This is a genomic window from Paraburkholderia phymatum (assembly GCF_040965635.1).
Classification (GTDB): Bacteria; Pseudomonadota; Gammaproteobacteria; order Burkholderiales; family Burkholderiaceae; genus Paraburkholderia; species Paraburkholderia phymatum_B.
Genome location: NZ_JBFRCH010000019.1, coordinates 71,249 through 84,401 on the forward strand (window position 1 = coordinate 71,249; position 13,153 = coordinate 84,401).

Sequence of the window (13,153 nt, forward strand, 5' to 3'; positions counted from 1 at the left end):
TTGGAGTGGAAATGTCGAAGCTGCAAACCTCATACGTATCGGAATCCCGTTCGGACGGGGAGCGCGTGAAGGCCAGATTTCAGGCGCGCGATAACGGCCTGGGCTTTTCGCCGATTACGATCGTGCTTCATTGGGTGGTGGCGGCACTCGTGCTGTCGATCATCGCGATCGAAATTGCGCTTTCTGTTTCGATGGACAGCGGGCTCATGAAAGTGCTGAATCTGCTTGGCGCAATCCTGTTCCCTGTATCGGTCTACCGGTTCTGGGCGCGCATCACGTCTTATCATCCGTTGCCCGTGGGCACGCCGAATCCCGTCGAAGTGATCGTCAGCCGCTCGGTGGCGACGGCCCTCGCGCTCGCGATGGTGTTGCTGCCGATCGCCGCGTGGCTGTCGAAGTCGGCGGCTGGTCTGCCGATCGAATTGCCCGGAGGGTGGTTCATTCCTGCACTGATATCGCCGGATCATCAGGCGGCGCGAATCTTCGACATTCTCTTCAAGATCGGCGCCACGCCGTTTGTGATCGGGTTGGCGTTGCATATCTTCGGTGCCTGCAAGAACCATTTCGTGCTGAAAAACGACGCCTTGAAACGGATGCTTGGAAAACGTGTGGAGCTTTAACACCATGAGCACAACCAGTTATGAATTCGGCGGCAATGCCGTCACGGCGCTTTGCGGAGTCGAATACCCGATCTTCCTCGCCGGCATGGCCGCTATCTCGGGTCCGAAGCTCGTCGCTGCCGTTGCGAACGCGGGAGGAATGGGCACGATAGGCGGATTGCGCTTGCCGCCGCTCGCGTTGCGCAAGTGGCTAAGGGAAACAAAAAGCCTGACGGACAAGCCTTTCGGCGTGAATCTCGTGCCGTCGTTTGGCGGCCCGGATGTATTCGAAGCGCAGTTTCAGATCGTGCTTCAGGAAAAGCCGCGCATGCTGTCGCTGTTCTATGCCGAAAACTACCCGGATATGATCGCGCGCGCAAAAGACGCGGGAATGATCGTGATGGTTCAGGTGGGCTCCGTCGAGCTTGCGCGTCGTGCGATTGCGCATGGCGCCGATATCATCACGGCTCAGGGCAGCGAGAGCGGCGGCCATTTGAATCGCGGCACCATTGGGCTGCTTTCGCTGCTGCCCGCGCTTATTGAAGTTTCCGAGGGCCGGCCTGTGCTGGCCGCAGGCGGCATTACGAATCGCGATGACGTTCGAACCGTGATGGAAATGGGCGCGGGCGGCGTGCTCGTGGGTACTGCATTTGTCGCGTGTGAAGAGTCGAATGCGCATCCGCTCTATAAGCAGAAGATCGTGGAAGCTGCCGTCGACGACACCGAGTATCGAACGGGGTACTCGTTCGGATGGAAATACGGCACGCCGCATCGTGTGATCCCGAATCGGGACAAGTGGAACCTGTTGCGTTTTATCGGCGGCGGCGCGCGCGCGATCGACAGGCCGAAGATGGCGCAAAAGCTGTCGCTGTATGCGGGCCAGGGCGTGGGAAAGATCGACGGCATCATCCCGGCCGCCAAGCGCGTGGCGGAACTGGCGCAAGGTTTGAGCAGCAGCGGCGAACGGGTCCGGGCCGGCTCAGTCGAGCCATTCAAGGAAGTGCGTCTACGCTATGCGTAACGGTGCTCGAAAGTGAAGACGACGCGCCGTGAACTGAAATCAAGGTTCACGGCGCGTCGTCTTTTCCAGCACCCGTTTGCACGACGAAATCTTCTGGGAGCATCGAACAATTCAATGAACGCTTGCGCCAGATTCCGAAGCGTCGATACGTCCGAGCCTGGTCGTCAAGATGTTCTCACCAGCCGGTTCCTGAGCGCTGCCATCCACTGCAATCTGCTGATGCGCGAGTTCGATCATCGCCGTGAGCGCCGGCGTGACGAGCGCGTCCTTGTTGCGAATGAACACGGTCTTGACGTTCGAGAATTCCTGCGGCAGTTCATGACAGTGAACGGAATGTCGCGCGCCGTGGCTCTCCACGACCGATCGCAGCAGCAACGTGATGCCCATGCCGGCAGCGACGCACGACATGATTCCATCCAGCGTGCCCAGCTCCATGATCTGGCCGGGAATGATGCCCGCCTGATAAAACCAGTGTTCGAGCGTTGAACGATAGAAACAGCCCGTCCTGAAGACGAGCACTGTTTGACGCGATATCTCATTCGTAAGAGCCGACAGCGACTCGAATTCGATGCCGCTCACGAGAACCAGTTCTTCATGAAAGACTTCTTCCTGATACAGCGACGAAGTCTGATGAAAGCCGCCGACAAAAGCGCCATCCAGCCGATGCGATTCAACGGCCTTGATCAACTCGGTCGTCGTGCCCGTCATCAGCGACAGTTGAACTTGCGGATACTGCTCGTGGTACCTGGCGAGGATTTTCGGCAACCGGATGGCAGCTGTCGTTTCCATCGATCCAAGCCGCAACAGCCCTCGCGGCGATGCGTTGTCGAGCAACGCATTGCGGCTCTCATCCGTCAATTGAAGAATACGCAGTGCGTAACCCAGGAAGATTTGCCCTGCCGACGTGAGCACTACGCCATTCTTCTGTCGAATGAATAGCTGCTGGTTCAATTCTGCTTCCAGCTCTTTGATGCGCATCGTTACGTTGGACTGCACGTTGTGGATCTTTTCGGCCGCTGCCGTGAAGCTGCCGTGCTCCGCGACCGCACAAAATATTCTCAGATGCCGCAGTTCCATTTTGCGCCTCGCCGGATCACGTCGAATGATGGAAGCTCAGGCTAGCACATTCACGCAATGATGAACGCGCGTGACGGGACGTGATTGCGCGCATCGTTGAGCAATGGGAAACCATAAGCAAAAGCCTCCGCGTGGGCTCACGCCGCGTGCTTTCTGTAGCGCGACGGCGTCGTGCCCAGCCGCTCGGAGAAAAGCGCCGTCATGTGCTGTTGCGAAGAAAATCCACAGGCTGCGGCCACGTCGCAAAGCGGCGTGTCCGTTGCGCGCAGCATGCTGGCCGCTGCATTCAGGCGCTTTTCGACCACGAAGCGATACAGCGAGTGGCCCGTTCGCGCCTTCACGCCATCGGACACGACCCGCACGGGAAGATCGAGCGTTGCCGCGATTTGCGTGCAACTCAATGCGTCGTCGAGCTTCTCTTCGACATACTGTTCGAGTCGTTGGAATTCGACGCTCGACAGTGTCGACCGATGAATGTCTTTAGCCGATTGCAATTGCCGCGTCGTTTCGATCCATGCGAGCGTTGCGAGACACTGCATTTCCCACGGATCGACGGGCAGCGCGGCATTCGATGTCGTCTTGAGCCGTGCGTAGCGCACCAGATGACGGATCGCGTCAGCGCCGAGATTGTCGCGATTGGCGGTGCTTCTCGATGTATCCGCATGTACCTCGTTCATGCCGCGCTTGAATTCATCCGAATACCGAAACGCAACGAAGCCGACGCGGACCTGCTGCGCGTCGATATGCATCTTTCCGCCGCGCGGATGAAATGCGGCTGTCTCCGCGCGAAACGTGAGCGGAAGGGCGGGACCGTCGTCGTAGCGCGTATTCGAAACAATCGTGCCAAGTAGCAGACAGACCGTATCCGACGTGTTGTGAACGTCGAATGTGTACGGCTGTGCGCCTGAAATGCAGTATTCGAGCCCCCGCGCGCTGGGCACGGCGGCGAATGCATCGATAGTTCGGCCCGCCGGGCGCTGGGTCAATGCGGTCATGTTCGTCTCCGTTTCCGTCGATGACGCACTGACGCACTGACGCGCGCCCGCGGCTCGACGTTCGTATTTCTGCATTCACTCGAGTATAGAGGCGCGCATCGGCGTGAACGTGTTTCGATGGTTCGCCATTCGCGAACGCCGCGTCCGCGATTTTCATCCTGGTAGCGACCCTGATAGCGCGCTTTGAACCGGAATCTATAAAGCGCGAAACCTGAAAGACCCGCTGATTACGTCGACGTACGGTGCACTCCATGCCTCGCGGCACACGACACCAAAACGGAGACGACGATGAGAGCACCATTGGCGCGCAAGCGCATTCAGTGTTGGCGGCACAGCGCGCGGCGGCGCGGCAGGGTGCTGGCCGCGCTGCTCGGCATGACGGGCACGCTGCCGCTCGCCGATGCCGCCTACGCTGCGGGCATACCGTTCGCAACCGATCGGCCGCAGACGTGGCAGTTCAGCTCGGACTTCGAGGGCACTTACGATTCATTCGGCGAAAACATCTGGTGGAACCATGACAGCCGCGCGTTCGACTCGCACGGCAATCAGATAAACGGCCCCGATACGAATACCTTCGTCGGACTGTCGACGTTCATTCACTACTGGAAGCTGCCGTCGCTGCCGCACGTCGGCTTCAATGCGAGCATCACGTTGCCCGCGATCCGCACACAGGGCTCGCAATTCGCCGCAAGCGGGATCGGCGATCCGCTGATCGGCGGACTCGTCTGGTACAACCCCGCGCCCGCGACAACGCTCGGGTTTCAGGCCTACGTGCAGGTGCCCATCGGACAGAACAGCGTATCGACCAACACCTGGTCGTTCTGGCCTTCCGTCTTTTACGACGACTGGTATGGCCATGTGAACGTGGACCTTCTGGTCGGCGGCATTCTGCGCGGACGGACGCTGCAATCGGGTCATGACGATCTCAGTCCCGGCGACACGTTTCATCTGAATCTGCGCATCGGCTACAGCATTTCGCCACCCGACAATCCATTTGCCATTCCCTTTTTCGCGCTCGATCACCAGACGAGCGGCGGCACCTTCAACCAGACAGCGGGTATCCCGGTGGGGAACAGCGCGAGCCGCGAAACAACGGTTGGCGCGGGCGTGCTGTTCCAGTTCAAGCCGAACAGTCTGCCATTCGTGCACCAGAAGATGTACGACCAGCTTTCCATCCAGTACCAGCACTCGGTGTCGGGGCGCAATACGACGCTGACCAATGCCGTTCTCGTGCAGGCGTGGCACTACTGGTAAGCGATGCCCTATTCACCGATCGAAAGCAATAACCCGGGAGACAACCATGAGTGACGAGATCCAGACGCCCGCTACATCGCGGCGCAATTTCATCAAGGCGGCGGGCGCGGGCACTGCGGCCGCCGCATTCGGCGCGGTGACGCTTTCCGCCAAAGCAGCCGATCAACTGAAATTCGACGCGGAATACGACATCGTCGTTTGCGGCGGCGGAGGTGGAGGCCTGCCCTGTGCGCTCTTTTCGCGCTGGCTCGGCAACCGCGTCGCGATTCTTGAGAAGGCAGGCAGCGTCGGCGGTACGGCCGCGAAAGCGGCGTTCTGGTACTGGGTACCCAACAACGAGCCGATGCGTCGCGCGGGCATCGCCGATCCGAAGGACGATTATCTGCGCTACGTCGCGCGTCTTTCGCGGCCCGAGCAATATGATCCTGCGCTGCCGAAGTTCGGCCTCTCGGAGTGGGAGTACGAGATGTGCGAAGCGATCTATGACAGCGCATCGCCGGCGGCGGAATTGCTCGCGTCGAAAGGCGCGTTGCCTTACCGGCACGAAGCCGCTGTGCCCGACTACTGGGCCGAGCTGCCCGAAAACAAGGCGCCCCGTGGCCGCGTACTGTTTCCGAAGGACGGCTTGCCGAGCATGTCCGATGGCGGCCGCGTGGCGATCCGCACGATGAGCGCCGCCGCGCGGCGTGACGGCGTCGATATCCGCACGGGTTATCGCGTGCAAAAGGTACTGGTCGATGCGAATGGCGCGGTGACGGGCGTCGAGGCGTTGACCGAGGAAGGCACGATCTTTCGCGCGCGTGCGAAAAAAGCCGTCGTGTTCGCAACGGGCGGCTTTACGCACGACCCGGAACTGCGCAGGAATTTCCTGCACGGCGCAGTGTATGGCGGATGCGCGGCCGTCACCAACGAAGGCGACTTCGTGCGCATCTCAAGCGCATTCGACGTGCAGTTGCGCAACATGAACTACTCGTGGATGGCGCCGATCTCGCTCGACAAGGCGATCGCAAAGGACGGCTCGCTCTCGGGCATCTTTACGCCGACAGGCGATTCGATGCTGTACGTGAACCGGTATGGCAAGCGCGTCGTCAACGAGAAGCTCGCTTATAACGAAGTGTGCGCGACGTTCTCGCAATGGGACGGCTCGAAGGGCGAATACCCGAATCTCGCGCTGATTTCGATCTGGGATCAACAGGCGCAGGACCACTGCGCAAGTGAGGACTACGGCAGCCTGATCGTGCCCCCCGGCTCGAACGATAGGCACGTGCTGCGCGGCAACACACTGCAGGAGCTGGCGAACGCGATTCGCGAGCGGCTTTCGAAGCATGCGAATGCGCTCGGCGGCATGCAGTTGAGCGACGACTTCGTGCCGAACCTCGATGCGACGATCAAGCGTTTTAACGGCTTTGCGAAGGCGGGCAAAGATGTGGATTTTCATCGCGGCGAACGCGTCGTCGAAAAGCTCTTTAATGGGCCCGTCCAGAAGAAGGCCGATCAGAAAAACGAAACGATGTATCCGCTCAGTGCGAAAGGACCGTACTACGCGGCGCTGATCGTCGCTGGGAATCTCGATACGAAGGGCGGCCCCAAGACGAATTCGCATGGCCAGGTGCTCGACGTGCGCGAGATGCCCATCAAAGGCCTGTATGGCGTGGGCAATTGCGTCGCGTCGGCGTCGGCGCGCGCGTATTGGGCGGGTGGCGGCACGCTTGGACCCATCATCGCGTTTGCGTATCGCGCGGCGAATGCGGCGCATGCCGAGAACACTTCGCGCGCATAACGGGAGGCAAGATGAAACGCATCAGCACATTATCAATCGGCATCTCGTTCGCGCTCTTGAGCCAAGTGGGTTATGCGCAGGACTCGGCCGATCTTGCCGCGTTGGGCAAGAAGCTCGCGACTAACAACTGCGCGGTATGTCACACGTTCGGCAAGGGCGAGCCGAACGCACAGGGGCCGAACCTCTTCGGCATCGTCGGCAGGCCGATGGCTGCGCAGCCTGGCTTCAAGTACTCGGCGGGCATGCAGGCGGCCTCGTCGGGCAAGGTGTGGAACGAAAAACTTCTCGACACGTGGCTCTCCGATACGCAGACCGTCGCACCGGGCAATGCAATGACCTACTTCGAAGGCGACGAGGCACGTCGCCGGAAGATCATCGCGTATCTAAACACGCTTCACTGAAACCCCTATCGCAACTATTCGCATGGGACCGGAGTAAGTGCTCTGCATGGGGCTGGAGTTAAGTGCTGAAGCACTAACTCCAGCCGACAGCTGAAGCGCAAACTCCGGTCGACACGCCAACTCTGGTCGACAGGAGACTGAAATGGAAACCACCACTATGACGGATGAACAGCGCAAGACCATTGCAATCGAATATTTGCGCAGGCTGGACTGCGGCGTGTCTGTATTCGATCTCTTCGACGATCATGCGGAAGTATATTTTCCGAAATGGGGCATTGCTTCGGGCCGCGCGTCGTTCGAGAAGCTTTTCACGGACCTCGGTTCAATCGTGTCGAAGTTCAAGCACGATCTTGCCTATTTGAACGTGATTCAGCAGGGCGATATGGTGGTCGTCGAGGGCACGAGCTACGGGACCAGCAAGGGCGGCATTGACTGGCGCGCGGGCGTGTCGCATGCGGGGCGCTGGTGCGATGTGTTCGAAATCCGCGACTGCAAGATTCAGCGCTGCTTTATTTACCTGGACCCGGACTATGAGGGAGCGGATACGGAGCGGTATCCGTGGTTGACGCGGTAGATAGAGGCCGCTCGTGTGCTTATACGTGTAAGCGCCGGCTACGCTCAATGCCGGCGTGAGCGCATATTTGGCGTTGTCGAGGCACAGCGAGCCGGCAAGAGAGCCCACCCTCGTATCGTTGGCGTAAAAGTCGGTTCGACGCAATTTTGTCCCGTCATACGAATGCATCGCGTAGAAGCGATGGGCTTTCAATTCACCGACGGACAGCGAATAACAGAAATATAGGCTTACACTTTGGCGCTATGTGTTGAATGATTGCGTCCGCTTTGCTCTTCATTGCAAGGGGCAGTTGCCATTACGATGAGCGGCTCTCACCAGCGCGTGCCTTTCAGGCATGTGCGCGATACCTGCAGAAATCGTTGATGAAAAGGAGGAGTCGTACACAAAGGAAGCTCGCCCGACCGGCCGTTCAGGAACAAAAATGGCTACCACGAGAAAGCACGGCAGCGGACGGGTTTGTGCGTAGCAGGCTAAGGTCGAGGTCCAGTCGCAGTGCGCGTCGGCGACGCGCATGAGCACCGGGATCTCCACTTTCTGCCTGTCTTCTCGCTATTGCTACGAATCCGGTGGTACTACAAGAATGCTTAACTTCGATACAACCATCGAGACATATCTCGCGCACCTCGATCTCGGTCCGCTGCCGAGCCTTGCGATGAGAGCCCTCACCGATATGTACACGTTCAGAGGGCTCGTGCTCATCCCCATGTTGTGGTGGATCTGGTTCAAACCCAGTGAGCGGCGGGAATGGCAGCGCGAAGTGGTCATCGCAACCGTTGTGAGTGGCTTGCTGGCGCTCGCCGTTGGACGAGTGCTCGCCGATTTTCTGCCGTTCCGGGTACGTCCCGTCTACAACACTGAATTGCATTTGCATTTCGCGACTGGTTCTCTACATGACGCGATGCTTTCCAACTGGAGCTCGTTTCCGAGCGACCACGCGATGCTATGGATGTCGGTTGCTACGGGCGTATTTATCGTTTCGCGCTTCGCAGGAGTACTCGTATTTCTGTACACCGCCATTTTCATCTGTTTTCCGCGCGCTTACTTCGGTTTTCACTATCCGACTGACCTGCTCGCAGGTGCGGCGATTGGAATTGCCATTACTTATCTGATGACGCGGACCCCTATCCGGACGCGCTATGCCACTCCATCTTTGCTATGGATCGAGCGCTATCCTGGGCCTTCTTCGATGCTGGCGTTCATTCTCTGCTTCGAACTCGTCACGCAGTTCGATGAACTCCGCAGAATTGCCAGTGTGGCGTCGAAGGCGCTTTGAGTGCGGCCAGCGCTGCGCGCGAACGGGTCGCACATATAGCAGGCCCATTGCCAGCCATCGTGCAAGATAAAGAAAGAATTTGCATGCTCTACAGGATAATTTTTCAAAATGCCGTGCAATGACTGATTCAAGCCGCGACGGCTGATCTGTGTCCGGATGGCACGGATGCTGCGTACCTCGCCTCGTGCATTGCCTGCCGCTCGGCGCACGTGACACGAACTGCAATTGGGGAGGACGCGGTGTCCGCTATCAACGTCGGCTGGAGGCAACGATGTATGTCAGCGTTCTTGCGCCGTGATTTAGACGAACCATCTTGCAGGCAGGCGGTTCCTTCTTCTGGCTCGGCGCCGCGCCGCGTCGGGATCGTCCCATGCGCGCTCGTATTCATCGAAACGGACGGCACGGGCAGCCCGAATTGCACGCGCGCCGACCCCTTTTGCTACCTGGAACAGGCCATTACGCTCAACCGCAGCCTGATGGCGATTGGGTTGCCGAGGTTGACGGTCGCGACAAACGTCGCCGAGCAGATCGAGCAGTACTTGACGAAGGTCGATTCCGATTCACGTCCCCGCGTACTGCAGTTGAGGTCGTCCGGATTGACGTTGCCGAAATTGACGCGCTTCTATAGCGCGCACTTCAAGCTGGACATGATGGAGCAGGTCGCCGCGACGCTGCGCGAAGGTGAACTGCTGATGCTGCTCGATACCGACATGCTCGCGCTTCGGGCGCTCGACGAAGAACTTCTACGGCGTTGTCAAATGATAGGTGTTGGCGCATTTGACATTTCTGATCAGGAGTTTTCGGCCTACGGTGACGCACGCGTCATTGGCGATCTCGAGACCGTGGCGGGAAAGTCGCTTCGAAACCCGCGATGGTTTGGCGGCGAAGTACTGCTTGCGTCGACCGGCTTCATCAATGAACTGGTGCCCTACGCTCACGCGTGCTTCGAGCGTTACCGACTTGCCATAGATGAATTGAACCATAACGGAGATGAGGCATTTATTTCGGCAGCACTCAATCTGTTGGCAGACGAGGGTCATCAGATCATCGATCTTGGCGCGCATCGGCTTGTTGGACGCCACTGGTCCGGCAATACTCACCGGGATCTTCGCTGGTTCAAAGGATGTTCGCTGCTCCATCTGCCTGGGTGCAAACGGATGCTCGAGCGCGAGGCCCATCGGGACGCCTTCAGTGCGGAGCGGGTATGGCGAAATCTGGTACTGCGGCACGAGCTCAATCGAACCGTCTGGCCGCTCAGGCAGTGGGTCCGCTCGCGTGCACGATCGCGTCACGACGGGTGCCCGCAGCGTGACGCGATCGGGTCGACTGCTACAGTCGATGTCCTCGTGTTAGATCCGGACGCGGAGCGGCTCTCCGGGCTCGTATCCAGACTAACTTCGCAAGGCATGGAGGTTATGCCGGTCGCCACAACGGAAGAAGCGCGGGTTGAGGCTCGTCGGCTCAATCCGCGTGTCATCGTCGCATCAAGTCCGATCGGCGCCGCCAACGCCGGTGATTTGCTCGGAGATCTATCGCGAAGGTCGACCCGTTTGCATCGCCCCGTCATGATTGCCTTCTCGATCGATGACGCGCACCTCGACTGGGCTGAGTGGGATCGTTGGTTCCCGCGATCGGCAGATCCTGCTGACGTTGTGCAAGCGGTAAGAGATGCACTTGCACAGCAGTAGTCAGTACTATTGCCACGCTATATGGCCAATTGTTTTCATTTCGACAGTACCTTTTACTCATCCCCGAAACCATGAATCGCGGTGCTATTGCAGTGCCATATTCACGGATCCGGTAAAAAAGAAATATATAATGGTGCGTATTGGTAGAGATTGCCGATGCTTATCGCGCAGCTTCCAGGGTCGATACCGAAATAATATTCTCGACGTGGTGAAAATTGCATCACCGCTTAGCGTTGGCGCGTAAGTTCTCCCACACTTCATAAATCAAAGTAACAAGCGCGCATTGCCCTGTGCAACGCCAACACAGCCAGTAGCTTATCGCGCCAGACAAGTCGAACGCACCCAGCGAACAATTCATCTCGCACATACCGCGCAAGACTATCTCGCGAGCCACCAAAAAAGGCGGAATTCCTTTTCGACCGCAAACAGTCAGAAGAATCGTGCTATTTACCTATTCATTTTCGATTCGTATGTAAATCCGAAGCACGTCCGGGTATTATTTCCACCGATCCAAAAGGAATGCGTGAACAAATTGCCGGGCGATTTTTCCGTTTCTGCAAGCAAAGGTTTGCACATTGCACAAAGTTGAGCGGCAGTCAGTGGCAACGCATTTGGGAATCGTCGTAGCTCGCTAGTCAAAGTCTTCCACGGCAGGGCGAATCTGCCTGCAGTCGTGGATTTTGAGTTTCAAGCGTCACCGCTCGAGAGGCACCCGAAGCGGGTAGTTCAATCATTTCTCATGTCACTCACCGAAAGCGCGAGTAGTTGTTCTTATACATAAGGATTACTGATTAAGTAGCGCTTCGCCGACACCGGACATCGCATTCGAAGTTCGGGCATTCACCCACTTGGGACTTTTTATTCGAGAAATTTCTCGACAGGGGAAGTATTTGTCATGAATAAACGACGTCAATTTCTTGGTCAGCTGACGGCTATCGGTGGCAGCTATCTTCTCGCCGCTTGTGGCGGCGGTTCAGGCGATGGCGCGGGCAGCGCTTCCGGAGCCGCTGTCGCGAACGTTGCGGCTCGCGCAAGCACTGCATCGGTAAACGGCACGACCATTCCATCGGCAAGCTCGATCACGGACACCTCCGGTGCCGTGTGGACGTTGTCGCAAGGGTCGGTCTACCGGAACGGCGCGAAAGCCGGCAACACGTACAACGTGACGCTGCTCATGATTTATGGCGCAGTGATTTACCATCAGGGCACGGGTGGGCAGTTCTATGCGTGGAACGGGTCTACGTGGACGGCGTGTAACGATCCACGCCTCGGCGGAACGTCGCCTGACGGTACGACTATTCCGTCCGCTTCGTACATCATCGACAAGGCGGGCGCGATGTGGACCGTCGTCAACGGTGTTATCTATCGGAATGGCGGGACCGTCGGCAACACGTATAACGTGTCGCTGCTGCTGTGGTACGGCGGGAAGATCTGGCACATCGGTACGGGTGGACAGTTCTATGTGCTCACGGACCTCGATCGCTGGTTACCGTGTAACGACCCTCGCAACGCTGCTGCCGTTGCGGCCTCGACGGGCATGTTCTACGGTGTCAATGGGCACTTTGACTACACGTACACGCCGTCTCAGCTCGTGTCGATTCTAAGGAACATGGGCTGCACGAGCTACCGTGTCGGCTGCACCGACGATCCGAATCAGCTGAACGCCGTGAGCAAACTGGCTGCGGCCTTCCAGGCGGCCGGACTCCAACTGCTCGTCCTGATCAATCAGGGCGTCTACGATTCCAATGGCAATGTGTTCAGCAGCGAGTCGGCGGCATATTCGCGTGGCCAACAGGTTGCAATGGCCATCGCCAATGCACTCAAGCAGTATGGCGTGACGATCTATGAATGCGGTAACGAGCTGACGCGCCAGAACGCGACGATTCTGGACTTCACCAACGCTGGTACGAAAGCGGTCGATTTCAACAACAGCAATTGGCCGGCCATGCGTGGCGTGATGCGCGGGATGATCGACGGCGTGAAGTCGGTTCAATCCAATGCGAAATGCGGTATCAACTTCTGTGTCGCGGATATTGGTGCCGCCGACGCCTTGTGGGACGGCATGCAACCGGATGGCACGGGCGGCTACCCGAAGGTGCGCTGGGACATCACGACGTGGCACAACTACGAAGTGTATGGCGACATCTTCAATATCGGCATTGACGGTTCCGGTCCGGGCTTCGACCTGCCGACGTACTGCAAGGCCAGATACGGTGTGCCGTTCATCATTACGGAATGGAACACGGGTCCCGAGAAGCCGCAGGATTACCGAGCCAGTTACATCACGAACACGTTGAGCAAGTACTATCAGGCACGAACGTCTCACAACATTCAGGCCGTGATGTATTACGTGCTCGACAGCGGAAACAACACCTATGGTGTTATGACCAACGGTACGACGCTCAATCCGCCGTACAGCGCGCTCACGAGTTTCATGACAAGCAACCCCGCACACTGATTTCGGCGTGGGCCGGTAGTTGTTCGTTGCCCC

At 58.2% G+C, this 13,153-nt stretch carries 11 protein-coding genes; 9 read left to right on the forward strand and 2 right to left on the reverse strand.

What is annotated here, in order from left to right; all coding sequences use genetic code 11:
- Nucleotides 1–11 precede the first annotated feature (11 nt).
- Both AB4Y32_RS26550 and AB4Y32_RS26555 read left to right on the forward strand, forming a co-directional pair.
- On the forward strand, nucleotides 12–620 hold the full coding sequence (locus AB4Y32_RS26550; RefSeq protein ID WP_368724209.1) for a cytochrome b: 609 nt from the start codon (nucleotides 12–14) through the stop codon (nucleotides 618–620).
- 4 nt (nucleotides 621–624) lie between these two features.
- Nucleotides 625–1,620, forward strand: a complete 996-nt coding sequence (locus AB4Y32_RS26555) for an NAD(P)H-dependent flavin oxidoreductase (RefSeq protein ID WP_368724210.1) — start codon at nucleotides 625–627, stop codon at nucleotides 1,618–1,620.
- A gap of 111 nt (nucleotides 1,621–1,731) precedes the next feature.
- On the opposite strand, the gene AB4Y32_RS26560 is transcribed toward AB4Y32_RS26555, so the two are convergent.
- On the reverse strand, nucleotides 1,732–2,697 hold the full coding sequence (locus AB4Y32_RS26560) for a LysR family transcriptional regulator (protein ID WP_368724211.1): 966 nt from the start codon (nucleotides 2,695–2,697) through the stop codon (nucleotides 1,732–1,734).
- A gap of 137 nt (nucleotides 2,698–2,834) precedes the next feature.
- The gene (locus AB4Y32_RS26565; RefSeq protein ID WP_368724212.1) at nucleotides 2,835–3,692 is read right to left on the reverse strand and encodes a helix-turn-helix domain-containing protein; all 858 of its coding nucleotides are present in this window, start codon (nucleotides 3,690–3,692) and stop codon (nucleotides 2,835–2,837) included.
- 288 nt (nucleotides 3,693–3,980) lie between these two features.
- Between AB4Y32_RS26565 and AB4Y32_RS26570 the strand changes: the two genes are divergently transcribed.
- The 7 genes from AB4Y32_RS26570 (at nucleotide 3,981) to AB4Y32_RS26600 (ending at nucleotide 13,120) form a co-directional block, all read left to right on the forward strand.
- Entirely contained in the window at nucleotides 3,981–4,946 is a 966-nt protein-coding gene (locus tag AB4Y32_RS26570) for a transporter (protein ID WP_368724213.1), read from the forward strand.
- Between the two features lie 46 nt (nucleotides 4,947–4,992).
- The gene (locus AB4Y32_RS26575; RefSeq protein WP_368724214.1) at nucleotides 4,993–6,726 is read left to right on the forward strand and encodes an FAD-dependent oxidoreductase; all 1,734 of its coding nucleotides are present in this window, start codon (nucleotides 4,993–4,995) and stop codon (nucleotides 6,724–6,726) included.
- A gap of 11 nt (nucleotides 6,727–6,737) precedes the next feature.
- On the forward strand, nucleotides 6,738–7,127 hold the full coding sequence (locus AB4Y32_RS26580) for a cytochrome c family protein (RefSeq protein ID WP_368724215.1): 390 nt from the start codon (nucleotides 6,738–6,740) through the stop codon (nucleotides 7,125–7,127).
- 142 nt (nucleotides 7,128–7,269) lie between these two features.
- Nucleotides 7,270–7,701: a nuclear transport factor 2 family protein gene (locus tag AB4Y32_RS26585; RefSeq protein WP_368724216.1), complete on the forward strand. Its 432-nt coding sequence runs from the start codon at nucleotides 7,270–7,272 to the stop codon at nucleotides 7,699–7,701.
- A 580-nt stretch (nucleotides 7,702–8,281) separates the two neighbouring features.
- Nucleotides 8,282–8,974 carry a phosphatase PAP2 family protein gene (locus tag AB4Y32_RS26590; protein ID WP_368724267.1) on the forward strand — a complete coding sequence of 231 codons (693 nt, stop codon included), beginning with the start codon at nucleotides 8,282–8,284 and terminating at the stop codon, nucleotides 8,972–8,974.
- A 275-nt stretch (nucleotides 8,975–9,249) separates the two neighbouring features.
- Nucleotides 9,250–10,662: a response regulator receiver protein gene (locus AB4Y32_RS26595; RefSeq protein ID WP_368724217.1), complete on the forward strand. Its 1,413-nt coding sequence runs from the start codon at nucleotides 9,250–9,252 to the stop codon at nucleotides 10,660–10,662.
- An 895-nt stretch (nucleotides 10,663–11,557) separates the two neighbouring features.
- Nucleotides 11,558–13,120 (forward strand): hypothetical protein, encoded by a 1,563-nt coding sequence (locus AB4Y32_RS26600; protein WP_368724218.1) that lies wholly within the window; start codon nucleotides 11,558–11,560, stop codon nucleotides 13,118–13,120.
- The last annotated feature ends 33 nt before the right edge of the window (nucleotides 13,121–13,153 follow it).